Annotated in this window: 26 protein-coding genes; 19 read left to right on the top strand and 7 right to left on the bottom strand. The window is 66.8% G+C overall.

What is annotated here, in order from left to right; genetic code table 11:
* Positions 1–235: 235 nt before the first annotated feature.
* Positions 236–2,875 carry an aminopeptidase N gene (gene pepN, locus AC1DS0_RS16875; protein WP_476815448.1) on the bottom strand — a complete coding sequence of 880 codons (2,640 nt, stop codon included), beginning with the start codon at positions 2,873–2,875 and terminating at the stop codon, positions 236–238.
* 218 nt (positions 2,876–3,093) lie between these two features.
* Positions 3,094–4,548: a cation diffusion facilitator family transporter gene (locus AC1DS0_RS16870; RefSeq protein ID WP_476815447.1), complete on the bottom strand. Its 1,455-nt coding sequence runs from the start codon at positions 4,546–4,548 to the stop codon at positions 3,094–3,096.
* Positions 4,549–4,627: 79 nt separating this feature from the next.
* Here AC1DS0_RS16870 and AC1DS0_RS16865 point away from each other — a divergent pair, with 79 nt between their 5' ends.
* From AC1DS0_RS16865 to AC1DS0_RS16830, 8 genes are all read left to right on the top strand, one after another.
* Positions 4,628–5,077: a VOC family protein gene (locus AC1DS0_RS16865; protein WP_476815446.1), complete on the top strand. Its 450-nt coding sequence runs from the start codon at positions 4,628–4,630 to the stop codon at positions 5,075–5,077.
* A 57-nt stretch (positions 5,078–5,134) separates the two neighbouring features.
* A complete protein-coding gene (locus AC1DS0_RS16860) occupies positions 5,135–5,380 on the top strand; it encodes a type II toxin-antitoxin system VapB family antitoxin (RefSeq protein WP_476815445.1) in 246 nt (81 codons plus the stop codon).
* The gene (locus AC1DS0_RS16855) at positions 5,380–5,790 is read left to right on the top strand and encodes a type II toxin-antitoxin system VapC family toxin (protein WP_476815444.1); all 411 of its coding nucleotides are present in this window, start codon (positions 5,380–5,382) and stop codon (positions 5,788–5,790) included. Before AC1DS0_RS16860 ends, AC1DS0_RS16855 begins: the two co-directional genes overlap by 1 nt.
* 24 nt (positions 5,791–5,814) lie before the next feature.
* Positions 5,815–6,861 carry an aldose epimerase family protein gene (locus AC1DS0_RS16850; protein ID WP_476815443.1) on the top strand — a complete coding sequence of 349 codons (1,047 nt, stop codon included), beginning with the start codon at positions 5,815–5,817 and terminating at the stop codon, positions 6,859–6,861.
* 5 nt (positions 6,862–6,866) lie between these two features.
* The gene (locus tag AC1DS0_RS16845; protein WP_476815442.1) at positions 6,867–7,760 is read left to right on the top strand and encodes a PfkB family carbohydrate kinase; all 894 of its coding nucleotides are present in this window, start codon (positions 6,867–6,869) and stop codon (positions 7,758–7,760) included.
* Between the two features lie 124 nt (positions 7,761–7,884).
* Entirely contained in the window at positions 7,885–8,229 is a 345-nt protein-coding gene (locus AC1DS0_RS16840) for a hypothetical protein (RefSeq protein WP_476815441.1), read from the top strand.
* 248 nt (positions 8,230–8,477) lie between these two features.
* Positions 8,478–9,305 (top strand): DUF1003 domain-containing protein, encoded by an 828-nt coding sequence (locus AC1DS0_RS16835; protein WP_476815440.1) that lies wholly within the window; start codon positions 8,478–8,480, stop codon positions 9,303–9,305.
* 109 nt (positions 9,306–9,414) lie between these two features.
* The gene (locus AC1DS0_RS16830) at positions 9,415–10,434 is read left to right on the top strand and encodes an ABC transporter substrate-binding protein (protein ID WP_476815517.1); all 1,020 of its coding nucleotides are present in this window, start codon (positions 9,415–9,417) and stop codon (positions 10,432–10,434) included.
* A 71-nt stretch (positions 10,435–10,505) separates the two neighbouring features.
* Here the strand turns inward: AC1DS0_RS16830 and AC1DS0_RS16825 are convergent, their stop codons facing one another.
* The gene (locus AC1DS0_RS16825) at positions 10,506–11,549 is read right to left on the bottom strand and encodes an amino acid ABC transporter substrate-binding protein (protein WP_476815439.1); all 1,044 of its coding nucleotides are present in this window, start codon (positions 11,547–11,549) and stop codon (positions 10,506–10,508) included.
* Positions 11,550–11,699: 150 nt separating this feature from the next.
* Here AC1DS0_RS16825 and AC1DS0_RS16820 point away from each other — a divergent pair, with 150 nt between their 5' ends.
* The 5 genes from AC1DS0_RS16820 (at position 11,700) to AC1DS0_RS16800 (ending at position 15,274) form a co-directional block, all read left to right on the top strand.
* The gene (locus AC1DS0_RS16820; protein ID WP_476815438.1) at positions 11,700–12,008 is read left to right on the top strand and encodes a putative quinol monooxygenase; all 309 of its coding nucleotides are present in this window, start codon (positions 11,700–11,702) and stop codon (positions 12,006–12,008) included.
* 23 nt (positions 12,009–12,031) lie between these two features.
* Positions 12,032–12,682 carry an urease accessory protein UreE gene (locus tag AC1DS0_RS16815; protein ID WP_476815437.1) on the top strand — a complete coding sequence of 217 codons (651 nt, stop codon included), beginning with the start codon at positions 12,032–12,034 and terminating at the stop codon, positions 12,680–12,682.
* Between the two features lie 98 nt (positions 12,683–12,780).
* A complete protein-coding gene (locus tag AC1DS0_RS16810; protein ID WP_476815436.1) occupies positions 12,781–13,212 on the top strand; it encodes a DUF3995 domain-containing protein in 432 nt (143 codons plus the stop codon).
* 301 nt (positions 13,213–13,513) lie between these two features.
* Complete coding sequence (locus AC1DS0_RS16805; RefSeq protein ID WP_476815435.1) at positions 13,514–14,062, top strand: HupE/UreJ family protein; 549 nt, start codon at positions 13,514–13,516, stop codon at positions 14,060–14,062.
* A 69-nt stretch (positions 14,063–14,131) separates the two neighbouring features.
* Positions 14,132–15,274, top strand: coding sequence for an alpha-D-ribose 1-methylphosphonate 5-triphosphate diphosphatase (locus AC1DS0_RS16800; RefSeq protein WP_476815434.1), 1,143 nt, complete (start codon positions 14,132–14,134; stop codon positions 15,272–15,274).
* A 31-nt stretch (positions 15,275–15,305) separates the two neighbouring features.
* Here AC1DS0_RS16800 and AC1DS0_RS16795 read toward each other — a convergent pair whose 3' ends face one another.
* The gene (locus AC1DS0_RS16795) at positions 15,306–16,157 is read right to left on the bottom strand and encodes a LysR family transcriptional regulator (protein ID WP_476815433.1); all 852 of its coding nucleotides are present in this window, start codon (positions 16,155–16,157) and stop codon (positions 15,306–15,308) included.
* 97 nt (positions 16,158–16,254) lie between these two features.
* On the opposite strand from AC1DS0_RS16795, the gene AC1DS0_RS16790 reads away from it, so the two are divergent.
* Positions 16,255–17,502: an MFS transporter gene (locus AC1DS0_RS16790; RefSeq protein ID WP_476815432.1), complete on the top strand. Its 1,248-nt coding sequence runs from the start codon at positions 16,255–16,257 to the stop codon at positions 17,500–17,502.
* A 15-nt stretch (positions 17,503–17,517) separates the two neighbouring features.
* Here AC1DS0_RS16790 and AC1DS0_RS16785 read toward each other — a convergent pair whose 3' ends face one another.
* The 3 genes from AC1DS0_RS16785 to AC1DS0_RS16775 are packed head-to-tail and all read right to left on the bottom strand — an operon-like array spanning position 17,518 to position 20,108.
* Positions 17,518–18,156, bottom strand: a complete 639-nt coding sequence (locus AC1DS0_RS16785; RefSeq protein ID WP_476815431.1) for a VOC family protein — start codon at positions 18,154–18,156, stop codon at positions 17,518–17,520.
* A 19-nt stretch (positions 18,157–18,175) separates the two neighbouring features.
* On the bottom strand, positions 18,176–19,372 hold the full coding sequence (uxuA, locus tag AC1DS0_RS16780) for a mannonate dehydratase (protein ID WP_476815430.1): 1,197 nt from the start codon (positions 19,370–19,372) through the stop codon (positions 18,176–18,178).
* Positions 19,373–19,412: 40 nt separating this feature from the next.
* Complete coding sequence (locus AC1DS0_RS16775; protein ID WP_476815429.1) at positions 19,413–20,108, bottom strand: GntR family transcriptional regulator; 696 nt, start codon at positions 20,106–20,108, stop codon at positions 19,413–19,415.
* Positions 20,109–20,271: 163 nt separating this feature from the next.
* Here AC1DS0_RS16775 and AC1DS0_RS16770 point away from each other — a divergent pair, with 163 nt between their 5' ends.
* The 5 genes from AC1DS0_RS16770 (at position 20,272) to AC1DS0_RS16750 (ending at position 25,451) form a co-directional block, all read left to right on the top strand.
* On the top strand, positions 20,272–21,462 hold the full coding sequence (locus AC1DS0_RS16770; protein WP_476815428.1) for an extracellular solute-binding protein: 1,191 nt from the start codon (positions 20,272–20,274) through the stop codon (positions 21,460–21,462).
* Between the two features lie 99 nt (positions 21,463–21,561).
* On the top strand, positions 21,562–22,635 hold the full coding sequence (locus tag AC1DS0_RS16765; protein WP_476815427.1) for an ABC transporter ATP-binding protein: 1,074 nt from the start codon (positions 21,562–21,564) through the stop codon (positions 22,633–22,635).
* A complete protein-coding gene (locus AC1DS0_RS16760) occupies positions 22,632–23,531 on the top strand; it encodes an ABC transporter permease (protein ID WP_476815426.1) in 900 nt (299 codons plus the stop codon). The genes AC1DS0_RS16765 and AC1DS0_RS16760 overlap by 4 nt, the downstream gene beginning before the upstream one ends.
* A gap of 5 nt (positions 23,532–23,536) precedes the next feature.
* A complete protein-coding gene (locus AC1DS0_RS16755; protein WP_092156263.1) occupies positions 23,537–24,367 on the top strand; it encodes an ABC transporter permease in 831 nt (276 codons plus the stop codon).
* Between the two features lie 61 nt (positions 24,368–24,428).
* Positions 24,429–25,451: a DNA topoisomerase IB gene (locus AC1DS0_RS16750; protein WP_476815425.1), complete on the top strand. Its 1,023-nt coding sequence runs from the start codon at positions 24,429–24,431 to the stop codon at positions 25,449–25,451.
* Positions 25,452–25,550 lie beyond the last annotated feature (99 nt).

Below are 25,550 nucleotides of genomic sequence, written 5' to 3'. Positions count from 1 at the left end.
GAGAGACGTGCCGCATCCCCGAATCACAGTCAGTTGAATCCGCGGGACTCGCTTTGTCTAGCGGAAACTACGTCCTGCTCGTTGTTTTGCGCGCGCTGGTTGTGGTGGCGAATCGGTTGAATCCTGCGCGCGCAGGACTTCGTTAACCTTTGCTGGCGTGGCCGGTTAACGCGCGATTCTGGCGAGGGTGTCGGGGCCTCGAAAGGAGGCACAGAAGCCCTCCGAGGCCATCCCTTCAACCCAGCGAGCGAGCGGCGATATCGGAGACATCGCGCGACAGGTTGGGCGTCGCCCCAACCATGCGCAGCGCCGCCTCCGCCTTTGTCCGGCGGCCCGCCTCCAGCATGCGCCAGCTCTTGAAGGAACCGAGCAGGCGCGAGGCGACCTGCGGGTTGGTCCGGTCGAGCGCGATGACGATGTCGGCGACGAAAGCGTAGCCCTCGCCATCGGCGCGGTTGAATTGCGTCAGGTTCGCCGCGAAGCCGCCGATCAGGCCGCGCACCCGGTTCGGATTTCCGAGCGAGAAGGCTGCGTGGTTCATCAGCCCCTTCACGCGGGCGAGCGTGCCGTCTTCGGCGATCAGCGCCTGCGCCATCAGCCATTTGTCGAGCACCAGCGGCTCGCGGGCATAGAGTTCGCCGAAGCGGGCAATCAGCTCCTCGCGCTCGGCGCCCGGGATCAGCGTCATCGCCGCGAGCGCCGCGAGACGGTCGGTCAGGTTGTCGGCTTCGGCGAATTGGGCCAGCGAAAGCCGCGCGCCCTCGGCTGGAGCGCCGAGCGCGATCAGGCCGAGCGCTTCGTTGCGCAGGGCGCGTCGCCCGGCCGGCTCCGCCGCCGGCGAATAGGGGCCTCGTTCGGCGAGGTCTTGGCGCAGGGCCGCGAGCTGGTTCGCAACCGCGGCGCCGATCGCAGCGGAAAGCCGGCGATGGGCGCCATGCACGACATCCGGGTCGACATCACGGCCGATCTCGCGGGCGATGTCGGCCGGGGCGGGCAAGCGCAGCACCTGCGCGGCGAAGGCTGGGTCGGCCAGTGCCGGGCCGGCGAGGAAGCCGGAGAGCGCCTTGGCGAGCGCCGTCGCGGTCGTATCCAGCGTCGACTGATCGCCCTTGCCGGCACGCACCAGCGCCCGTGTCGCGACCGTCTGCAGCGCCTGCCAGCGGTTGAAGGAATCGCTGTCGGCGCTGAACAGCCGCAGCAGCTCGCCGTCGCCGAGATCGAGTTCGAGCCGGACCGGCGCCGAGAAACCGCGCAGCAGTGACGGCGTCGGCGCTTCCGGCAGGTCGGTGAAGGTCACGGACAGCGAGGGCTGGTCGAGCACCACCACGCCGCCGGCCTTCAGCGCCGGCGAGATGCTGGTCAGCGGCAGGTCGCCGCCTTTGCCGACGAGGCCGAGTGCGACGGGGATGACCACCGGCTTCTTCTCGGATTGGCCAGGCGTCGCCGGCGTCGATTGCGCCAGCTGCAGCGTATAGCTCTTCGCCTGGGCATCGTATTTGCCGGAGGCGACCACGGTCGGCGTGCCCGCCTGCTCGTACCATCCGGCGAAATGGGCGAGGTCCTGGCCGGAGGCCTCGACGAAGCAGTCGAGGAATTCCTCGATCGTCGCGGCCGTGCCGTCGCAGCGCTCGAAATAGAGATCCATGCCGCGGGTAAAGGCGTCCTCGCCGATCAGCACCTTGAGCATGCGGATCAGCTCCGCGCCCTTCTCGTAGACTGTTGGCGTATAGAAGTTGTTGATCTCCTTGTAGGCGCGCGGCCTGACCGGATGGGCGAGCGGGCCGACATCCTCGGAGAACTGCGTCGAGCGCAAGGTGCGCACATCGGCGATGCGCTTCACCGGGCGCGAGCGCTCGTCGGAGGAGAATTCCTGGTCGCGGAAGACGGTGAGGCCTTCCTTCAGGCAGAGCTGGAACCAGTCGCGGCAGGTGATGCGATTGCCGGTCCAGTTGTGGAAGTACTCATGCGCGATGATCGCCTCGATCGAGGCATAGTCGCCGTCGCTCGCCGTCAACGGGTCGGCGAGGACATATTTGTCGTTGAAGATGTTGAGGCCCTTGTTCTCCATCGCGCCCATGTTGAAGTCGGAGACGGCGACGACATTGAACACGTCGAGATCGTAGTTGCGGCCGAAGACGCGCTCATCCCAGCGCATGCAGCGCACGAGGGAATCGAGCGCCCAGCCGGCGCGCCCGGCCTTGCCCGGCTCGACATAGACGGCGAGCTCGACCTTGTGGCCATCGGCCGTGACGTAAGGCTGCCGGACATGGTCGAGCTTGCCGCCGACCAGCGCGAACAGATAGGCCGGCTTCGGGTGCGGGTCGTGCCAGACGGCGAAATGCCGCTCGCCGCCGGGCAGTTCGGCCGCAGCGACGAGGTTGCCGTTGGAGAGAAGCACCGGCGCCTGCGCCTTCTCGGCTTCGAGGCGGACCGTGTAGACGCTCATCACGTCCGGCCGGTCGAGGAAATAGGTGATGCGGCGGAAGCCGTCGGCCTCGCATTGCGTGCAGTAGACGCCGCTGGAGCGGTAGAGCCCCATCAGCTTGGTGTTGGCGCCGGGGTCGAGCGTCGTCTCGATCCTGAGCGAGAACGCCCGCGCCGGCGGTGCCTGGATTGTCAGCCCCTGCGGCGAGAGGGAGTACAGGGAAGGATCGAGTGGGACCTCGTCGAGCAGGATGGAATCCGGCGTCAGCTCGTCGCCATCGAGCACCAGCGGCGCGCCCGCATGGCCGGCCGGGTTCGGCCGCAGCTGCAGCTGGGAGCGCACCCTGGTCCGCGTCGGATCGAGGACGATGTCGAGATCGATGGTGTCGATCAGCCAGTCGGAGGGGCGGTAATCCTCGAGGCGGATCAGCGGGGCGTCTTCGGCGCGCATGGCAGGCTCGGTCGTTTCGGTTGGTTGTCGTCTTAGAGCACGGATTTGCGGCAGAACCACCCCGTCATTCCGGGGCAGGCCGCAGGCCTGAGCCCGGAACCCAGAAACGATGCCCCGGCCGAGAGAATCTAACGGCTACCGCGTTTTGCTGGAGATCGGCATCGGTTCTGGGTTCCGGGCTCTTCGCTGTGCGAAGCCCCGGAAAGACGGGGCGCTTCTCACAACCTGTCGGTCGTAACCGCCGGCTCGGCATGGCTGACCAGGCGGCAGACATCCGGCCGAGCCTCGCGAACCTTGCGCTCGATCTTGTCGACAGCGAGATGCACGGCGGCGACATCGAGCGCCCCATCGGCCCGGCAGTGATAGTTGACCACGAGGCCGTTGCGGGTCTCGCGCACGCGGACGCTGTGGATGTCGCGGATCGGGCCGCCGGCTTCGGCCAGGTGGGCCGCTTCCTGCGCGATCGCCTTGCCGATCGCCTCGACCACCTCCCAGGGCGCGTTGTGCCCGGAAGGCTGGCCGGTTTCCATCGGCTCGATATGGGTGTCGACCTCGGTCTCGCCGCCGAACTCGGCGCGGATCGCGTTCTCCAGCCGCGTGGCGATCTCATGCGCCTCGCCGAGGGGCAGAAGCGCGTCGACCTCCATGTCGAGCGAGACGGCGAGCCGCCCGCCGATCGTGTGGACGCTGACATGGTGCACCGGCACCTTCATCTTCAGCGCGATCAGCAGCACGCGTTCCAGCGCCGTCTCGTCGTCGACCTGGACCGGGTTGGCGGTGACGGTCAGCGCCGAATCCGGCTCGACAACCGCCAGAGCCCGCAGGAGATCGTCCTTGATCGCGCTGACGCGGTCGAGCGGCAGGGTCCGCGAGACCTGGATGCCGATCTCGCCCTGAACGACGCCGCCGGCAGGCCGCAGCCGCAGCCATTCGACATTGACGACGCCGGCAACGCCCTGCGCCGCCTCGCGCAGGCGCTCGGCGACGCCTTTCGGTGCGGCGTCGATCAGCGTGTCGACCGTGCGCCGCCCGAGCTTGACCGCAGTGGCGATCATGAACACGGCGAGTGCCAGCGCCGTCGCGCTGTCGGCCATCGGCACGCCCATCCGCGTCAGGATCAGGCCGAGCAGCACCAGCGCCGTGCCGACGAAATCGGTGGCGAAGTGCAGTGCCTCGGCCGAGAGCGCCTCGCTGCGGGTTTCCTTGGCGACCATGGTCAGCGTGCGCCAGCGCGTCGCGTCGACCATCAGCGAGAACAGCAGCACGCCGATGACCAATGGTGTCACCGCGACATGCGGCTCGGTTCCGCTCCAGAGGCGGTTGGCGGCCTCCCACAGGATCGCGCCGGACAGGCCGAACAGGATTGCGGTCTCCAGCAGCGCCGCCAGCGCCTCGAACTTGCCATGGCCGTAATGATGCTCGTCATCGGCCGGCTTGTCGGCGGCGCGCACGGCGAACCATGTGAACATGGTCGAGCCGATGTCGATCAGTCCCTGCAGCGCGTCGGTCATCAGGGCGAGCGAGCCGGAGAGGATCGCCGCGCCGAATTTGGCGAGCGTCAGCACGATGCTGGCGAGCACCGACAGCGTCGCCGCCTTCTGCTTGACCCGGGAGACCTCGGTGGGCGACACCGAGCCGGTCGGGTTCGGCGTGCGATCCTGCGTTTCGCTCATGATAGGTCCGCGCGAGCCCTCTTGGAATGGCGCCGGTTTGGCCCGATCCATCGACCAGATCAACCCCGGGAGACAAACTGTGCGCTATCTCCACACCATGGTCCGCGTCACCGACCTCGATGCCGCCCTCGATTTCTACGTAACCAAGTTCGGCCTGGTCGAAACTCGCCGGATCGAGAATGAGAAGGGCCGCTTCAGCCTCGTCTTCCTCGCTGCGCCGGACGATGCCGCGACGGTGAAGGAGCAGGGCAGCCGTGGCCGCCCGACGCTGGAGCTAACCTATAACTGGGATCCGGAGGTCTACACGGGCGGGCGCAATTTCGGCCATCTCGCCTATGAGGTCGACGACATCTACGCGACCTGCGACAAGCTGATGAAGGCTGGCATCACCATCAATAGGCCGCCGCGCGACGGCAACATGGCCTTCGTCCGCTCGCCTGACAACATTTCGATCGAGATCCTGCAGAAGGGCGAGCCCAAGGCGCCGGCCGAGCCCTGGCTGAGCATGCCGAACACTGGCGCGTGGTGAGCTGATTGCGAGCAGACATACTCCCTGATATCATAAGTTGATATCAGGGAGGCTCGCATGGGCATTCTGGTGCGTGATGAAAAGATCGATCGGCAGGTGCGCGAGCTCGCGAAGATTTCGGGCACGACGCTGCAAGGCGCGATCGGCATCGCCGTCGAGAACGAACTGAAGCGGCGCGAGGAGCGACGGGAACGGATTGACGAGGCGTTTCGGCGTGCGCACGCCTATCTGGCCCAGCATCCGGTGGTCGACGACGGGATGACGCACAAGGAATTCTGGGACCGCGAGCACGGCGACGCCTGATGTTCCTCGACGCCTCAGTCATCGTCGCAGCCATGACGGATGAGCCCGAGGCCGCTGCGATCAGGGCTGCGATGGTGGAGCAGGAAAAGCTTGCGACATCGGCGATCGCTGTTTTCGAGGCATCGTGCCGTATCGCCAGATTGCTCCGAATACCGATTGATGCCGCGCATCGGCGCGTCATGGAGTTTGCCGAACTTTCAGGAATCGAGCTTTTGCCTATTGAGGCGGCGATGTCGCTCGAGGCCCATAACTGTGCGGCCCGTTATCATCACCTGACCGGCCATGCCGCCCGCCTCAACATGGGCGATTGCTTCGCCTACGCTGCGGCACAAACCTCCGGCCTCAAGCTCGCCTACAAGGGCAATGATTTCGTCCACACTGACATCGACGGCATCCGCTTCGGAGCCTGATAGACGCAGCGGAGCTTTCGGACATTGACCAATATCCTTTTCGGCCACCTCGACGACGGCACGCCGATCCACGAAGCCGTGCTCCGTTCCCCTGCCGGCGCCGAGGCACGGGTGATGGAATGGGGCGCGGTGCTGCGCGATCTCGTCGTGCCGCTGCCCAATGGCGGGCGCCAGCGCGTCGTGCTCGGCTTCCCCGACTTCGCCAGCTACCCGAAGCACTCGCCGCATATGGGCGCGATCGCCGGCCGCTTCGCCAACCGCATCGGCGGCGGGCGCTTCATACTCGACGGCGCCGAATACCAGACCCCACTGAATGAGCACGGCCGGAATTCGCTGCATGGCGGCGGCCAGGGTTTTGGCAAGCGGCCCTGGACGCTGGTGCATCATGACGAGGCGAGCGCGACGCTGGCGCTTGTTTCTCCCGCGGGCGATGCCGGCTATCCCGGCACGCTGAATGTCCTCTGCCGCTACAGCCTCGCAGGCGCGGCGACGCTACGGATCGAACTCTCCGCCACCACCGATGCGCCGACGATCGTCAACCTGGCGCACCATTCCTATTTCCGCCTCGACGACGCCCCGGACATCCTCGATCACGAGTTCGAGGTCCGCGCCAATCTGATCACGCCGATCGATGCCGATCTGATCCCGGATGGCTCGGTCGCTTCGGTCGCGGGCACGCCCTTCGATTTCCGAAAGAGCAGGCCGATCCGCTTCGCCAATCCGGACGGCTCGCGCTTCTGGTACGACCACAATTATCTTCTCCGGCGCGACCGCCGCGAGCCGGCAGCTGCTACCGGCCTTGAGCTCGCCCATGCCGCGACTTTGCGCTCGCGTCGCTCGGGCCTTGCCATGGAGGTCTGGACCACCGAGCCGGCACTGCAGGTCTATGACGGCTTCAAGCTCGATACGCCGGTCGCGGGGCTGGATGGCGTCCGCTATGGCGCCTGCGCCGGCATCGCGCTCGAGCCACAGCATGTGCCGGATTCGCCCAATCTGCCGCATTTCCCGTCGACAGTGCTGCGCCCCGGCGAGGTCTATCGCCAGATCAGCGAATTCAGGTTCGGAGCGTAAGTCGTATGGCCGGCGTCTTCTGTCTCGGTATCGCGACGCTCGACTATGTCTACAGCGTCGAGCGCGTGCCCAATCCCGGCGAGAAGGATCGGGCGCGCGATCTCGTCGTCACTGGCGGCGGCTGCGCCGGCAGCGGCTCGGCTGCGATCGGCCGGCTCGGCGGCAAGGCCTGGCTGGCGACCCGTCTGGGCGATGACGCGGTCGGCGACACCATCGTCGGGCAACTCCAGCAGGACGGCGTCGACACTTCGCTCTCGCCGCGTTTCCCGGGCCTGCGCTCGCCGGTCTCCTCGATCCTGATCGACGCCCAGGGCGAGCGCATGGTCGTCTCCTATACCGACCCGAAGACGCCGCTCTCGCCCGACTGGCTGCCAGACGCGCTGCCAGCCGGCTGTGACGGCGTGCTGGTCGATACGCGCTGGGGCGAGGGCTCGCTTGCGGCGCTTAAGCTCGCCCGCAAGGCCGGCGTGCCCGGCGTGATCGACGGCGACCGCCAGCCGACCCATCCGGAAATGGTCACCACCGCCAGCCACGTCGCCTTCAGCGAGAAGGCGCTGAGCGAGATCTCGGGCGGGCAGGAGCCGCGGGCGGCGCTGGAAGTGCTGGCGCGCGATGCCAGGAACTGGCTGGCAGTGACCCTCGGCCCGCGCGGCGTGCTCTTCATGGAGCATGGCGGCATCGCCCATCTGCCATCCTTCCCGATCGAGGCTATCGACACGCTCGGTGCCGGCGATGTCTGGCACGGCGCCTTTGCGCTGGCGTTGGCCGAGGGGCAAAGCGAGCGCCAGGCCGTGCGCTTCGCCTCGGCTGTGGCGGCGATCAAGTGCACCCGCTTCGGCGGCCGGGCCGGCACGCCGAACCGCGAGGAAGTCGAGCACTTTCTCGCGGCGCATCCCTGAGGGAGCTTCAATTCAATCGCTGCTGTCGTCGATGCGTCAGTGCCGCGTCGCGCCCTCGTCACGCTGCTCGGGCATGTGATCGGCGGTGCGCTCCCGCGCACCCGATCAATCTGAGGAGAGCGTCATGCTGGCGATCCAGGGACTGAAATGCGTCTATGATACCGGCTCCCGCGGCTGGGCGATCGAGCTCGCGCTGAAGGGCGAAGGCGAGGAAGCCGTGCGTCGCTTCGATGTCGATGGCCCCGAGGATGCCGAGATGCTGATCGAGGCCTTCGACGAGTCGACCGCGAGCAGCTTCGACCCGGCAACGGGCGAGATCGTCTTCGCCTATGAATACGCCACCCTCGACGATGAAGACGAGGATGAGGACGAGGCGGAGAGCGACGACGAAGACGAGGAAGAAGACGAGGACGCCGAGGACGACGAAGACGAAGTCGCCGAAGACGAGGGCGAGAAGGTCAAGGCCTGAGGTGGAGGCCGCGCGAGACCATCGCGCGCGGCGCCACGTCCAGTCATCCCGAAGCCGCCGCGCCGGTCCGCGACCTCATGGGCAAGGGCGCGCGGCGGCAATGCCTGCCCCGACAGATGAGGACGAGGTGGCCCGCAACGACGTATTTGCGACGCGATCCTGTTCCAGCGTAACGATGCGTTGCTGCTGGTCCTTATCTCCGCAGGTGCCGGCCGCCGCACAATCGAACGATCCCAGGCCAGGCCGCGATGCAAGACGACGTTGTGTTCCCGTCTCTCCCGACGCTCGAGACCGGCAAGCTCAAGCGCGGTGTCTGCGCCATCAGCGGCGTTGAGCTCAGCCGCAAGAACCTGATTGCGCTCGGGACGCTGCGCCCCTCGCTGGTCGAGCATATCCGGCGCGACTTTCCCGATCTCGACGACAACAGCCTGATCAGCCTCAAGGAGCTGGCGCGCTACCGCACCCGCTATGTCGAGGAGATTTTGCGCGAGGAGCACGGCGAGTACACCGATCTCGACCGCGAGGTCGCCGAGAGCATCGCCCGGCAGGACACGATCGCCGAGAATATCGAGGACGATTTCGAGGAGCATCGCACTCTCGGCGAGCGCCTTTCGGACGGGCTCGCCAGCTTCGGCGGCTCATGGGCCTTCCTGATCAGCTTCGGCGTCGTGCTGGCGGTCTGGATGGTGGTCAATGTCGTTGCCGGGACGGGCGCTTTCGATCCTTACCCGTTCATCCTGCTCAATCTCGTGCTGTCCTGCATCGCCGCCATCCAGGCGCCGATCATCATGATGAGCCAGAAGCGGCAGGAGGCGAAGGACAGGCTGCGCTCCTTCAACGACTACCAGGTCAACCTCAAGGCCGAGCTCGAGGTCAGGCATCTGCACGAGAAGATCGACCATCTGATCACGCGGCAATGGCAACGCCTTGCCGAGATCCAGCAGGTCCAGCTCGAACTGCTGCAGGAGGCGCAAGTGCCGCGCCGCAAGCCGAAGCGGCGCAAGAAGCCGGCGGCGAAGAAGAAGGTGGTGGTGGCAGTTCCGGCGGAGTTGCCGGAGCCGGATTCCGCAGCCTGACGCCTGCTCGAACCTGATCAGGCAGCAGAGGGTGGTTGACAGGTCGAGGTGCGCTCTTTCTTGTGTCGGCTAACAAAATCGGCCGTCCAGGGAGGTTGCCTTGTTCCGTCTGTCTTATGCCGCCGCGCTCGCCGGCACCGCTTTCGCTGCCCTCGCGACGCCCGCTGCCGCGCAGGGGCAGGTCACCGTCTACTGCTCGATCCTCGAGGAGCAGTGCCGCGAGGGCGCCTCGATATTCGAGAAGGCGACGGGCATCAAGGTCCAGATGGTCCGCAAGTCGACCGGCGAGGTCTATGCCCAGGTCAAGGCCGAGGCCACCAATCCGCGCGGCGACGTCTGGTGGGGCGGGCCGGGCGAACCGCATCTGCAGGCCGCCGACGAGGGCCTGCTCGACGAGTACAAGTCGCCGAAGCTGGCGGAGCTGCACGACTGGGCCAGGCGCCATGCCGAGCAGTCGAAGTTCCGGACGTCGGGCATCTATCTCGGCGTGCTGGGCATCGGCTACAATCTCGAGACCCTGAAGGGCAAGAAGCTCGCCGAGCCGAAATGCTGGGCCGATCTGCTCGACCCCAAGTTCAAGGACGAGGTCCAGGTCGCCGATCCCAGTTCGTCCGGCACAGCCTATGTCTTCCTCGCCACTACCGCCCAGCGGCTCGGCGAGGACAAGGGCTTCGCGTTCCTGAAGAGCCTGCACAAGAACATCAGCCAGTACACCAAATCCGGCATCGCCCCGGTCAAGGCGACGGCACTCGGCGAGAGCGCGGTCGGCATCGCCTTCATGCACGACATGCTGACGCAGAAGCTGCAGGGCGCTCCGATCGGCATCGTCGCCCCCTGCGAAGGCACCGGCTACGAGACCGGCTCGGTCTCGGTGATCAAGGGCGGCAAGAACCCCGAGGCCGCGCGCAAATTCGTCGACTTCACGCTCTCGCCGGAGGCGCAGGACATCAACGCCAAGCTCAAGATCAATTCGATCCCGTCGAACAGGAACGCGAAGCTCTCGCCCGACGCGCCGAAATTCGAGGAGATCAAGCTGATCGACTACGACACCCCGCGCTGGGGCAGCCCGGCCGAGCGCTCGCGCCTCCTGAAGAAGTTCGACGACGAGGTGAAGGCGTTGCCGCGTTGAGGACGGTTGCGTTTAGTAGCACTAGCCTGAGCCAGTGCTACTAAATCGCTGTTGTTGCTAGGCGCAGGAGATTATCGCACCGGCGGCGCGTATTGCAGGCCGCCCTGCGTCCACAGCTTGTTCATCCCGCGCGGCAGGTTGAGCGGCGACTTGGCGCCAAGATGCCGGTCGAAGCTCTCACCGTAATTGCCGACCGCCTTGACGATCCGCACCACCCAGTCGTTGGTGAGGCCGAGGCCCTCGCCGAACTTGCCTTCGCTGCCGAGTAGCCGCTTGATCTCGGGATTGGCCGATTTCACCATCTCCTCGACATTGGCCTGGGTGATGCCGAATTCCTCGGCGTTCAGCATGGCGTAGACGGTCCAGCGCACGATATCGAACCAGGCGTCGTCGCCCTGGCGGACCCAGGGGCCGAGCGGCTCCTTTGAGATCATCTCGGGCAGGAGGTCATGCTCGGCGGGAGCCTTGAGCTTCATCCGGTTCGCGGCCAGCTGCGACAGGTCGGTGGTGTAGGCGTCGCAGCGTCCAGCCTCATAGGCCTGGATGGTCTCATCGAGGCCAGCATAGGCGATGACCTCGTACTTCATGCCGTGATTGCGGAAATAGTCGGCGAGGTTGAGCTCGGTCGTCGTGCCCTGCGCGACGCAGATCGAGGCGCCGTTGAGCGCCTTGAGATCCTTCACGCCCGTGCTCTTGCGCACGAGGAAGCCCTGGCCGTCGAAATAGTTGATCGCGGTGAAGTTGAGGCCGAAGCCGGCGTCGCGGCCGAGCGTCCAGGTGGTGGTGCGTGACAGCACGTCGATCTCGCCGCTCTGCAGCACCGTCAACCGGTCCTTCGAGGCGAGCGAGATGTATTTCGCCTTTTCCTGGTCGTTGAAGATCGCCGCTGCCAATGCCCGGCAGAGATCGGTGTCGAAGCCGCGCCATTGTCCCTGCGCATCAGGCAGCGAGAAGCCGGCGACGCCCTGGCTGGTGCCACAGATCAGATGGCCGCGCTGCTTGATCCGCTCCAACGTCGTCTGGGCCTGGGCCGCGAGCGGAAGCGCCGCGGCGAGGCAGAGGCCCGCCAGGGCGCTGCCGAAATTGCGGGCATGTCGTGCTGAAAGTCTGAGCATGAGTTCCCCTCGTTTATTGGTCCGCTGATCTAACAGTCTGAACGTCGGACGAGCCAGAGATATTTATGCGGCTAATTGATTTGTCGGTGCATCCGGAGGTGCATCCGCCGCGTAATCAACGGGCCTGTAACTGTGGAGACCCGTCCCGGCATGTCCGATCCCGTTCTTGTCATCGCCCGCGCCAGGGTTCTTCCCGCCGAGCGCGAGCGCTTCATCGCGGCAGCGCACGACTGCATTGCGGCGACACGCCGCGAGCAGGGCTGCCTCGCCTACGACATTTGTGAAAACCTGACGGATCCCGGCCATTTCATCAGCGTCGAGAGTTGGGAGAAGCGTGCCGACGTTGACCGGCATATGCAGCAGGCTCACCTGAAGACCTTCCTCGCCATCGCCGGGACTTGCGTCAGCGCCGCTCCGGTGATCGAAGTGGTGGAACCGCGATCGGTCGATCGCCTCTGATCCATCACGCCACGGGTTTCTCCATGCAGCGCGCCATCTCCGTCGTCCGCAAGGCCGCGGTCAAGCAGGACCGGGTCGTCGAGACCCTCACCCTCGACCATCATGGCCGCAATGCTCGCCATGCCGCGCTCAAGGGCGATGGCGGGCAGGAGATCCTGCTCGACCTCGACAAGCCGACCGCGCTGAACGACGGCGATGCGGTCAAGCTCGAAGACGGCGGGCTGGTGCTGATCAGGGCCGCGGCGCAGAAGCTGATCGCGATCACCGCCGAGAATCCGCTGCGGCTGACGCGTCTCGCCTGGCACCTCGGTGGCCATCATGTCCCGGCGGAAGTTGCGGCCGATGCGATCTATGTCGAGCACGATGCCGCGCTGGCCGAACTGGTTCGCGGCCAAGGCTGTACGATGAGCGAAATCGAGCGGCCGTTCCAGCCCGAGCCCGAAGTCCATCACCACGACCATGGTGATGCCTGCGGCCATGATCACGGCCACGATCACGGCCATTCTCATGCCGGTCATAAGCACGACCACGGCCACGAGCACCATCATGCGCATGAGCATGGTGCGTCCTGCGGCTGCGGCCATGATCACCACCATGACGACCATGGCCACAAGCATGACCATGGCCATCACGGTCACGAGCACGGTCACAAAGGTCACAAGCACGATCACTGAGGCATGCAGCGCGTTCGGGCGGAAACCATGGCGCTCCAAGTCCTCGACGGCCGTGCCTTCTGGTTAGAATTCGCCCTGCGGCTGGCCCGCGCGTGATCTTGGTCATCGCCACCACGCTGACACTGCTCCTGGCCGCGATAGCCGGCCTGCATGCCTATTGGGGCAGCGGAGGCCGCTGGCCTGCGGCGAGCGAGGACGAACTGATCGCGACCGTTATCGGCAATGCGAGCGCGCGACGCATGCCGTCCCCGGGCCTATGCCTGCTCGTCGCGTTGGCCATTGCCATAGCGGCGATCTGGCCGCTGCTGCTGGTACAGGGATCGAGCCTAGGCACCACGCATTTGCTCATCCTCCTCGCTGGCGTCGCGATCATGGCCGTCTTCCTGCTACGGGGTATCGTGGGCTTCCTGCCGGCTTGGCAGCGGCTGCATCCGCGCGAGCCCTTCGCCAGCAATGATCGGCGCTACTATTCGCCGCTCTGCCTGCTGATTGCCGCAGGCTATGCGATTCTGCTCCTGCGGGGCTCTTGAGTGATGAGCATTTCCCTCTCGCTTCGCTGTTGTGGGCATAGGCGGCCGGTTCCGGACAGCTTTGACTTGCCTGCCATCGACAAGGCCGATCTCGCCCCATACCGGCGCGGATCTTGCTTCGAAGGATCGGGAATTCGGAGACCCATGTGCGGCAAACGCCACGATGCCTTCAGCAACAGGCGAGTGGGAAAGTCGTTGCACTGGTTTTTGATTTCATCGAGACCGCCGGTGGTCTGAAGGCGCCGGTTCTGAGCTGAGGGTTGCTTCGACGATGATCATGCGCGCGACGGGATTTCTTGCCATGCTGCTGGCTCTCGCCTCGACCCCGGCCTTCGCCCATACCGGCGCCGGCCCGGTCGATGGTTTCATGCATGGCCTGATGCACCCGCTGACCGGGCTCGACCATGTTCTGGCCATGGTCGCTGTCGGCCTCTGGGCCGGGCTCGTCGGCGGCAAGGCGCGCATCGCCTATCCCGCCGCCTTCGTCACCACGATGGCGCTGGCCGGCGCCTGGGGTATGTCCGGCGGTGCGCTCCCGGGCGTCGAGATCGGCATCGCTTTCTCGGTGGTCATCCTCGGTGCCGCGGTCGCGCTGAAGGCCTCGCCGCCGCTCGCTGCGGGCACGCTGGCCTGTGGCATCCTCGCCATCTTCCACGGCTTTGCCCATGGCGCCGAGCTGCCTGAGAACGCCAGCGGTCTCGCCTATGCGCTGGGCTTTATCCTCGCGACGGCGGTGCTCCATCTCGTCGGCATCATGCTGGCCGGCGTGATGGCCACCCGTGCGCCCCTCGTTGCGCGCATCGCCGGTGGCGGGCTCGTGCTTGCAGGCGTTGCGCTCCTCGCCGGCTGAGGCGGGCGTCATCGCCATGTCATAAGGAACCGCCAATCGCGCCGTCCTTTCAGGGACGGAGGTGGGACGTTGAGTCTGCATATCACCGGCGGCGAGGTGCTGGCCGACACGCTTGTCCGCGCCGACCTGGTCACGGAGGGCGAGACGATCCGCGGCTTTGACGGAGCCGTTCCCGCCGGGGCTCTGCACATCGATGCCACCGGCCTCCATGTCCTGCCGGGCATCGTCGATTGCCATGGCGATGCCTTCGAGCGCCACATCATGCCGCGGCCGGGCGTCTCCTTCGACATCGACCTGGCGCTGCGCGACGCCGACCGCGCCATCCTGGCGAGCGGCATCACCACCGCTTTCCACGGTGTCACCTGGTCCTGGGAGCCGGGCCTGCGCGGTGCCGACAACGCCCGCCGGCTGGTCGAGCGCATCGCGGCGCTGAAGCCCGAGCTCGGTGCCGACACGCGCTTTCATCTGCGCCACGAGACCTTCAACCTCGATGCCGAGGCCGAAATCATCGACTGGCTGGCGAGCGGCCGCGTCGGCGTGCTCGCCTTTAACGACCACACCGGTGGCATCCTGAAGTCGAGCAGCCGACCGGACAAGATCGCCAAGATGGTCGAGCGCACCGGACTGGCGCATGAGGATTTCATGGCGCTGGCCGGGAATGTCTGGAACCGCAGGGACGAGGTGCCGGGCTCGATCGAGCGGCTTGCGGCAGCAGCGCATGCCGCTGGCGTGCCCGTCATGTCGCATGACGACATGAGCCCGCAGATGCGGCGCTGGTATCGCGGCCTCGGCGTCACCGTCGCCGAGTTCCCGATCAACGAGGCGACGACGCGCGAAGCCGCGGAACATGGCGAGGCGATCGTCTTCGGCGCGCCGAACGTCGTGCGCGGCGGCTCGCATCTCGATTGCCCGGCGGCCGAGGCGATGGTGCGGGCAGGCCTCTGCACCATCCTGGCCTCGGATTACTATTATCCGGCCCTGCCGCTGGCGCCCTTCATCCTGACGTGCAAGGGCGCAGCCGACTTCGCCTCCGCCTGGCGGCTGGTTTCGCAGGGCCCGGCTGCGGCGCTCAGCCTTTCGGATCGCGGCACGATCGCGCCCGGCAAGCGCGCTGACCTCGTCCTCGTCGCGCCGGAGCCGCAGCCGCGTGTCGTCGCGACCATCGCCGGCGGGCGGCTGGTGCATCTGGCGGATCAGCGCCTCCTGGCCTGAGCGGAGGCGCTCCGTTCACCGGAACCGCAGCTTACGCTTGAAATGCCGCCGCGATCGCGCTGAGCGTCGCCGCGGCCCGGTTCTGGCTGACGCTCGAATGCAGGATGATCGGCCGCGTCGGCACGGCAGGAAGCAAGAGGCGTGCGCCGATCTCGCTTAGACCGGTGGGCGCCGCCTGACGGGCGAGCAGGGCGATGCCGAGGCCTGCCATCGCGGCGGCACCGACCGCCGCGGCGCCCTCGCCGGTGAAGGCCTCGCGCCAGGCAATACCGGCCGCTTCCAGCGCGTTCACCGCCATCAGGCGCAATTTGCAGGGTTCTGGCTGGGCTGCCAGCGGCAGCGGCTGCTCCCGGGAGATTGGGAGGTCCGGCGCGCAGAACCAGCCGAATTGTGCCTGTGTCAGCACTTCGCCATCGCGGCGGCTTTCGTCGTAGCGCAGGGCGACGACCGCATCGAGCTCGCCGGCATCGTAGCGCTGGAGCAAAGTGCGTGTCGCACCGATCCGCAGGTTCAGGGTCACCCCGCCATCGCGCTTGCTTGCGGCCTGAAGCAGACGGGCGAGGTCCGGGCCGACGAGATGATGCGTGATGCCGACGGAGAGGCGGACGCTGTCGCCGGAGAGGGCGTCGGTCGCCCGGCGATGCGCTGCCAGGAACTCGCGCGCCGGGATGAGAAAGCGTTCTCCGGCGGAGGTGAGGCTCACTCGCCTCGGCGTCCGTTCGAGCAGGCGCTGGCCCAGCCGCTCCTCCAGCCGGCGCAGCCGCAGCGAGGCGGCCGCCTGGGTGGTGTTCAGAATGCCGGCGGCGCGCGTGAAGGAGCGATGCTCCGCCACGAGGACGAAGGTCTCGACGGCTTCCGGGTCGAGCGTCGGGCGTGTTTCCATAACAGGATGATATCATTGAAACACGAATGGCGACAGTTTCGATCGCTTCGTCGACAGTGTTCTGTGGTGGCAGCGTCCCGAGAAAGCCCAGCTGCCCATGTCGAAGACCAGCCCGAGCCTCGTTCCCGAGGTGCCCGCGAGCCGCGCCGGGACCGACCCCTACATCTGGACCGTGCTGACCGTCGCGGTCGCGACGCAGACGGCGGGGTCGTTCGTCTCGCAGGGCGTCTACATCCTCGTTCCGTTCTGGCGGGATGCGTTCGGCGTATCGCTCGCTTCCGCCGCACTCGCGGTCACCGCCATGAACGGCACCCAGATCCTGACGATGGTTTCGCTCGGCCGCGCGATCGATCGCCACGGTGAGCGGGTCGTGGTCGGCATCGCCATGGTCGGCATGGCGCTCGCGATGGTCGCGGCGGCCTTCGCCAGCGAATTGATCGGGCTCTTGATCTGCATGAGCGTTTTGGGCGGCACCTACGCAGCGGTGCAGCCGGGCGGGACGCGCGCGATCATGCGCTGGTTTCCGCCGCAGCATCGTGGCCTCGCGACCGGCTTCCGCCAGGCGGCTGTGCCCCTGGGCACGATGATAGCAGCCGCGCTGCTGCCGCTGCTCGCCGTGCGCTTCGGCCTGCCTGCAGCCGCCTGGTCGAGCGCGGCGGTGTCGCTGCTTGGGGCGCTGCTGTTCCTGCTTTTCTACAAGGAAGGTGGGGCGGTCAATGCCAGGCGCGAGACGCCATTGCCCTTGCGCGAGCTGATCCGGACCGTCGGCGAAAATCCACGGTTCTGGCCGGTGCTGCGCCTCGGCATCGCCATGTCGGCGTTCCAGTTCACCTTCACGGCGCACGCGATCGGCTACATGGCCGACGCGCTCGCGCTCGGCATGCTCGGTGCGGCGAGCCTGTTCGCGCTGGCGCAATTGGCTGGCATTCCCGGCCGCGTGTTGCTGCCCTGGCTCAGTGACAGGCTGAGGCCTGGGCGGCGCTCCCAGTCCTTCGCCGTGACCGCGTTGCTCGGGGCCGCTGCCGCCGCGGCGCTCGCCGCGCTGCCGGCCGGCGTGCCCGCGCCGCTGGCGGCAGCCGTGCTCGTGCTCTTCGGCATCTTCGGGATCGGCTGGTTCCCGCTCTATTTGCTCGACATCGCCGAGATGGCGCCGCGCAGTTCGATCGCCTCGACCGTGAGCTTCGCTTCGACGCTGTGCCTGATCGTCATGGCGCTGGGGCCCTGGCTCTTCGGGGTGGTCGCCGACCGGTTCGGCTATGCCTGCGCCTGGGCGCTCCTGATCGTTCCGGTTGTCGTCACGGCGCTGCCGCTGCTGAGGAGCGGGGACCGTACAGCCGAGGCCTGAGCGGGCGAGGCCGCTTCAGAACAGCTCCTTCAGGCCGGCCGGCGTCTCTATTCGCGCGCGATAGCGCAGCTCGCCGCCATGGGTGATCGCTGGTGGGCGATCGATGTCGAGTTCTTCGTAAAGCTTGGCGACAGCGGCCGCGTCGGGATGCTCCAGGGAGAATGACAGGAGCCGGGCGCCGAGATCGGCCATCGCCGCCATCGAGCGCGGCTTGCCGCGCCGGTCGATAATCGACGGAGCGGCGCCGCCAAGCGGGAGCGAACCGTCTTCTGGAATGGTGAAGTCGAACAACGGCTCGGCCCAGGGCAAGGCGACTGTTCTACCGAAGACATGCTCGCGCCCGGCGATGACCGTGTCGATCGCGTCGGTCCTCGCCACCCAGCCGCGCAGGCGCCGGCCGTCATCCCAATCCGCCCGGACCTGTCTCTGATCGCCCAGCCCGAACCAGCGCGGGCAGGGCGGTTCGTCACCCTGCGGATCGAGGGCGACGATCTCCAGATAGGTCGCGTCGCCGAGCTGAAGCAGGTGGTTGTGCGTGCCCATATAGGCGTGCCGTTGCCCGAACGGCACGTCGAGATCGAGGCAGGCGCGCACATGCGCGACGCCCTCGGCCAGCGTCGGCGCGATGATTGTCAGATGGTCGAGCGCGAGCATGGCCGGCGTCGCAGGCCTCTCAGCTCGCATACCCTTTCACGCTCGACAGCGCCGTCATCACGCCGCGCAGCTCCGCCAGGCCGCGCAGGCGGCCGACCGCCGGATAGCCGGGGAACGAGCCCTTCTTGGCGTCGTCGAGCAACTCATGGCCATGGTCGGGCCGCATCGGGATGCGCCAATGCGTCCAGCCGGCTGCCTTGCGACGGGTCTGCTCGGCCATCAGCGCGTCGACCAGCGCGACCATGTCGGTGTCGCCGCCGAGATGTTCCGCTTCCATGAAGGAGCCATCCGGATCCTTGGCGACGTTGCGCAGATGCGCGAACCAGATCTTGTCGGCGAAGCGGCGGGCGATGCCCGGCACGTCGTTCTTCGGATTGGCGCCGAGCGAGCCGGAGCAGAGGGTGAGCCCGTTCGAGGCGCTGTCGACCGCACCGAGGATGAAGGCGATGTCGTCTTCGGTCGAGCAGATGCGCGGCAGGCCGAAGAGCGATCGCGGCGGATCGTCCGGATGGATGCACATGCGGATGCCGACCTCTTCGGCGGTCGGGATCACCGCCTCGAGGAAGCGCTTGAGATTGGCGCGTAAGCCCTCATGGCTCATATCGGCATAGCGCGCGAGGATGCGCTTCAGCCCGGGCACGTCGTAGCGGTCATAGGCGCCGGGCAGGCCCGCCATGATGTTGGCCATCAGCTTGGTCCGGTCGGCCTCCGATGAGCGCTCGAACCAGGCCTTGGCCCTGTCCATCACCTCGGCCGGATGGCCTTCGCCGGCGCCGGGCCGCTGCAGCATGAAATGGTCGACGACGACATATTCATGCAGGTTGAAGCGCAACGCCGTGCCGCCGCCGGGGAGGGGCTGGGCGAGGTCGGTGCGGGTCCAGTCCAGCACCGGCATGAAATTGTAGCAGACCACCTCGATGCCGCAGGCGGCGAGGTTGCGCAGCGACTGGCGGTAATTGGCGAAGATGGTTTCGAGGTCGCCTTCGCCGATCTTGACGTCTTCGTGGATGGGCAGGCTCTCGACCACCGACCAGCGCAGGCCAAGGCTCTTGTCGGCTTCGATGATCGCCTTGCGCGTCTCGATCTCCTCGACGCTCCAGACCACGCCATAGGGGATCTGGTGCAGCGCGTTGACAATGCCGCGCGCACCCGCCTGCCGGGCCTGGGCGAGCGTCACCACATCGTCCGGGCCGAACCAGCGCCAGGTCTGTTCCATCGTTGCTGTCCTTTTGGAGCGCCGTCTGTCGCGGCTTTTTTCAGGTGGGTTTGCTGAGCCCGCCGCTGGCGGCGAAGGCGTCGACATGGTCGCGCGCGATCGTCTCGATCGCGTCGAAGACAGTGCGTAGATGCGCCCGCATGGTGCGCTCGGCCCGCGCCTCGTCGCCGGCGCTGACGGCCGCTGCGATCTCGCGGTGCTCGCCCAGGATCATCTCCGACCAGCCTCCGGTGTCGAGTGACAGGCAGCGCACCCGGTCGAGCTGGGCCTTGACGCTCTCGATCAGTCCCCAGACCGAAGGGTGGCCGGAGAGCCGCGCCAGTTCGGCATGGAACTCCTCGTCGCCACGGAAGAAGCCGGCCCGGTCGCCATCGGCGAGCGCCTGCTCTTGCTGTGCGATGAGGGTGGCGAGGGCGGTCCGCCCGGCCTCGTCGATGTTCTTTGCTGCCAGCACGACCGTGCGGCATTCCAGCGTCTCGCGCACGAACTGGCTATCATAGACCGCGGCAAGGTCGATCGGCGCGACGAAGGTGCCGACCTGCGGCACGACGACGAGGAAGCCGTCCTCGACCAGCCGCTTGAAAGACTCACGCACCGGCGTCCGGCTGACGCCGAACTGCAGCGCCATGCGCGCTTCCGAGATCGCCTCGCCCGGGCGCAGGACCGCGTTCAGCACATCGCCGCGCAACGCCCGGTAGATCTGGTCGGTGCTCTGTCTCGCCGCGGCGATGCCCATTGCCAAGCTCTTGTTCACTAGTATACTAGGATACCGGCTCGAACGGAGGCGTCAACTCCGAAAGCCGCGATTTCAGTAGAAGCCGGTGCTAAAAGTGCCGCAAGAGCCCGCTTTCCACGGGCTGGGGAAACAGCAGGCGGCAAGGCCGCCGGGAGGGGAGATCATGGTCCAGGATACGATCCATCGCCGTACATTCCTCGGCGGCGTCGCTGGCATGGCCGGTATCGCGGCCGCGCCCGGAGCCTTTGCTCAGACGCTCAAGCTGCCCGCGTCCCCGCTCACGATCAGCGTCATCGACGTCGGCGGGGCGCTCGCCCTGGTCCAGACGCCGCTGGAGAACTACCCCAAGGCAAATCCCAAGGCCGTCTCGCGGATGGTCTTCACCAAGGCGCCCGCTCCCGAACTGCCGGCCAAGTTGAAGGCGCAGCAGGACGCTGGCCGCCTCGACATCGATTTCGTCATCGGCGGCCTGGACGTGCTCTCGGCCGGCATCGACCAGAAGCTCTGGGTCGAATTGCTGCCGCGCTTCGCCTCCGACCTGCCCAAGCCCGATGACATCTACCTGAAGCCGGCGCTCGCCATGCACAATCTCGGGCGCGGCCAGGCCATGGCGATGGTCTATTATCCGTCCGGCCCGCTGCTCGAATACATGCCCGACAAGGTCAAGACTCCGCCGACCACGGCGCAGGAGCTGCTCGACTGGACCAAGCAGAACAAGAACCGCTTCCTCTATGCCCGCCCGGCCAATTCCGGCCCCGGCCGCACCTGGATCATGGGCTTGCCCTACATCCTCGGCGACAGCGATCCCAAGGATCCGGCCAAGGGCTGGGACAAGACCTGGGCCTATCTGAAGGCCTTGGGCGAGAACATCGAATATTATCCCGGCGGCACCGGCGCGACGATGAAGGAACTCGGCGACGGCTCGCGCGACATCATCGTCTCGACCACCGGCTGGGACATCAACCCGCGTGTCCTCGGCGTCGTGCCGAAGGAGGCGAAGATCCAGGCGCTGAAGGGCTTCCACTGGGTTACGGACGCCCAGTACATGATGATCCCCAAGGGCGTCTCGGACGAGAAGCTCGCCGTGCTGCTCGACCTGATCCGCCACATGCTGACCCCCGCGCAGCAGGCCTACACCTATGACGAGGGCTATTTCTATCCGGGCCCGGCGGTGAAGGACGTGCCGCTCTCGATGGCGCCGGCCTCCAGCCAGAAGGCCATCGCCGAGTACGGCCGGCCGGAATACGACAAGCTGATCGCCGAGAACCCGATGGAAACCCCGCTCGACCCCGAGAAGATGGTCGTCGCCTTCCGCATCTGGGACGAGCAGGTCGGCGGCGCCAAGCGCAAATAGCCTCTGCTGAAACCACCAGGCAGGCCGGTCCTTGACCGGCCTGCCGCCTTGCTGTCGCCTGTCGGCAGCCACCCATCCGTTCGAACTCGATGGTCCTTCATGTCGATACATGCCGCGAATTTCCGCGAACTCAGGCTCGACCGGCTCTGCCGCGACTTCGGGACGCATAACGCCGTCAAGGACGTCTCGCTGACGATCAAGCAGGGCGAGTTCATCGCCTTGCTCGGCCCCTCCGGCTGCGGCAAGTCGACAACGCTGAACCTGATCGCCGGCCTGCTGCCGGCGACCGGCGGCGGCATCTGGCTCGACGAGAAGCGCATCGATCCGCTGCGCCCTGAGGAGCGCGGCTTCGGCATGGTCTTCCAGAGCTATGCGCTCTTCCCGCATATGAGCGTGAAGAAGAACATCGGCTTCGGCCTGAAGATGCGCGGCATGGCCAAGGCGGAGAGCGACCGCCGCGTCGCCGAGGCCGTCGCGCTGGTCCGCCTGCAGGGCCAGGAGGAGAAGCTGCCCGGCCAGCTCTCCGGCGGTCAGCAGCAGCGCGTCGCCATCGCCCGCGCCATCGCGGTGCAGCCGCCGCTCGTGCTGATGGACGAGCCGCTCTCCAATCTCGACGCCAAGCTGCGCCTCGAGATGCGCGCCGAGATCAGGCGCATCCACAACACGCTCGGCGCCACCACCATCTACGTCACCCACGATCAGGAGGAGGCGCTCTCGCTCGCCGACCGCATCGTGGTGATGCGCGATGGCGAGATCCGCCAGGTCGGCGGGCCGGAGGACCTGTTCTCGCGGCCGGACCATCTCGACGTCGCCGAGTTCATGGGCTTCCGCAACAAGGTCGCCGGCCGCGTCACCTCCACCACAGCTGAGTTGGCTACGGTTACGGTCGGCGAGGTCGGCGTCGTCGGGCGAGTGCGCTCGCCGGTCGCGGCCGGGCAGGGCGCCCATATCTCGATCCGTCCGGAGGACCTTCACCCGGTGGCGGATGGCGCGCCGGGGCTCGCGGCCAAGGTCATCTCGACCGAATTCCACGGCCGCGAGTTTGTTGGTTTTGCCCGCATGGCGGATGACACGCCGCTGACCTTCCTCGCCGATAGCCGCATCGCGCCCGGCACCGAGATTCGCCTCGCCGCCGCTCCGGATCGCGTCCTGGTCTTCGGAGGGGGCGCATGAGCACCCTGTCCGCAACCGCCGCCGAGATCCCGCTCAAGCAGCGCCTCGCCGCGCGCGGCCTCGACGGGCTGACCCTGCTCGTCCTGCCGGCGGTGTTCTTCCTGCTGGCGCTGTTCATCTACCCGTTCTTCTACGGGCTGTTCCTGTCCTTCAATCCGAAGGCGGGCGGGGCGCTGGCCAATTACCAGCGCTTCTTCTCCGACGCGTTCCTCTACGACACGATCGCGACCACGCTCTGGCTCGCCATGCCGGTGACGATCGTCACGCTGCTGCTGGCGATCCCGATCGCCTTCCGCGTCAGGCTGATGAAGAACCAGCGCCTGCTCACCACCATCCTGGTGATCCCGATCACGCTCGGGACCGTGCTCGTCGCGGAAGGCCTGCTGAACTATCTCGGCCCGCAAGGATGGTTCAACCGGACGCTGATGACGCTCGGCATCATCTCCTCGCCGGTGAAGCTGCTGCATAATTACTGGGGCGTGATGCTCTCGCTGGTCATCACCGGCTTCCCCTTCACCTTCCTGCTGACGCTGTCCTATCTCACCGGCGTCGACCCGGCGCTGGAGCAGGCCGGCGCGACGCTCGGTGCCGGGCCCTGGCAGCGCTTCAAGTACATCCTCTTCCCGCTGCTGCTGCCTGGCCTCGCGATCACCTTCTGCCTGAGCTTCGTCCAGGCCTTCTCGGTCTTCCCCTCAGCGGTGCTGCTCGGTGCGCCAGCAGGGCCGACGCGCGTCATCTCGATCGCGGCCTATCAGGCGGCCTTCGAGGAATACGACTACTCGATGGCCTCGGCGGTCGCGATGATCATGGGCATGGTCCAGCTCGCCATCGTCGTCGCGGTGCTCGGCATGCGCGGCATGCTCTATCGCGGCCCGGCCGGCGGCGGGAAGGGTTGAGCGCCATGGTGAAAGACACCCGCCTTTCCACCAAGCTCTGGGCCGCCGCCAACTGGACGCTGATCGGCTTCTTCATCGTCAACCTGTTCGGCATGATCGCCGCGGTGGTGACGAGCTCGTTCTCGACACGCTGGCTGCGTTCCTGGCTGCCGGACGGCTGGACGACGCGCTGGTACGGCGCCGCCTGGGCCGAGTTCCAGCTCGGCGACGTGCTGACGGTCACCTTCCAGATCGTCTTCCTCGTCGTCTTCCTCTCGGGGCTGATCGGCGTGCCTGCCGCCTATGCGCTGGCGCGGCGCGACTTCCCCGGCAAGAAGCTGGTGATGCTGCTCTTCCTGCTGCCGCTCCTGGTGCCGCCGATCACCTTCGGCATCCCGCTCGCGACGGTGCTCTACCGCACCGGGCTCGCCGGCTCGATGTCGGGCGTGGTGCTCGCCAATCTCGTGCCGACCGTGCCCTTCGTCATCTTGGTGATGATCCCGTTCATCGAGCAGATCGACACCAAGATCGAGGCGGCGGCGCGCGTCTTCGGCGCCAACACCTTCAAGCTCTTCATCCATGTCCTGCTGCCGCTGTTAATGCCCGGCATCCTTGCCGCGCTGCTGCTCGTGCTGGTCCGCACGATCGCGATGTTCGAGCTGACCTTCCTCACCGCCGGCCCGACCAGCCAGACGCTGGTGGTCGCGCTCTACTATGCTGTCTTCGCCGCCGGTGTGCGCGCCGTGCAGTCGATCGACGCCATGGCGGTGATCTACATGGTGACGACGCTGGTCTGGCTCATCATCGCGCTGCGCTTCGTCAACCCGACGCAGATCGTGGCGCGGGCGAAGCGCTAGGCTGGAACAACCGGCCACCTCCCGCATTCCTCCGCAGCCGGTCGAGCTGCGGAGGCGCTGAATGGTCACGAAGGGCAGGGAAGGCGCCAAGGCGAGCCGGAGCCGCCTACGCCATGTGACCGTCGACGATCTCACCATCAGGCGCGTCAGGGTCGGCCGCAATTTCGGCTATCGCAACCCTGACGGCAGCAAGATTACTGACGAGGAGACGCTGGCGCGCATCCGCTCGCTGGCGATCCCCCCGGCCTATGAGGACGTGCTGATCGCCGCCGATCCGCGCGCCCATCTCCAGGCGGCCGGCCGCGACGATGCCGGGCGCATCCAGCATCGCTATCACCCCGACTGGGAGAAGGTACGCGAGCGCCGCAAGCTCAAGCGCCTTGCCCAGCTGATCGATGCGCTTCCGAAGCTGCGCGAGCGCATCGCCGCCGATCTCAAGGATCGCACGCTCTCGCGCGCCAAGGCGCTCGCCTGCGCCGCTGCGATCATCGACCGTTGCCATATCCGCGTCGGCAACGAGGTCTACGCCCGCACCAATGGCAGCCATGGCGCCTCGACGCTGCTCAAGCGCCATATCTCCCTCACCGGCAAGCATGTCGGGCTCGCTTTTCGTGGCAAGGGCGGCAAGGACATTGTCTGCGGTCGCGATGATGCGCCACTCGCCCGCGCCCTGATGCGGCTGAAGACCTTGCCCGGGAAACGCCTGTTCCAGTTCTGCGCCGAAGACGGGTCGGTCGCCGCGATCAGCGCAGCCGACATCAACGCCTATCTGAAGGAGGCTGCGGGCCTGCCGGTGTCGAGCAAGGACCTGCGCATGCTCGCAGCCAATGCCGCCGCCGCCGAACTGCTGCTCTCGACCGAGATCGCAGCCAGCGAGCGTGGCCGCAAGCGCCAGCTCGCCGACATCATGCGCGCCATCGCCGAGCGGCTGGTCAACACGCCTGCCGTGGTGCGCAAGAGCTACGTCCACGCCATCGTCGTCGATGCCTATGCCAGCGGCCGCCTCAGCCGCGCCTATCGCAAGGCGCGCGGTCGCGGCGGTTGTTCGCGCATCGAGCGGGCGCTGGGATTGCTGGCTGCGTGAGCGGAATGCATGGCCGCCTGCCTGAGCCGGGCGTCGCCGGGGGTTGAACCGGCTCGCGCGCTGGTGATGCTCGGAGCAAATCATCCGAGGAAGCGCCAG

The organism is Allobosea sp. P4_H5 (genome assembly GCF_056400825.1).
Note: the sequence above shows the minus strand (reverse complement) of the source record. Positions and strands in the feature narration are given on the sequence as shown.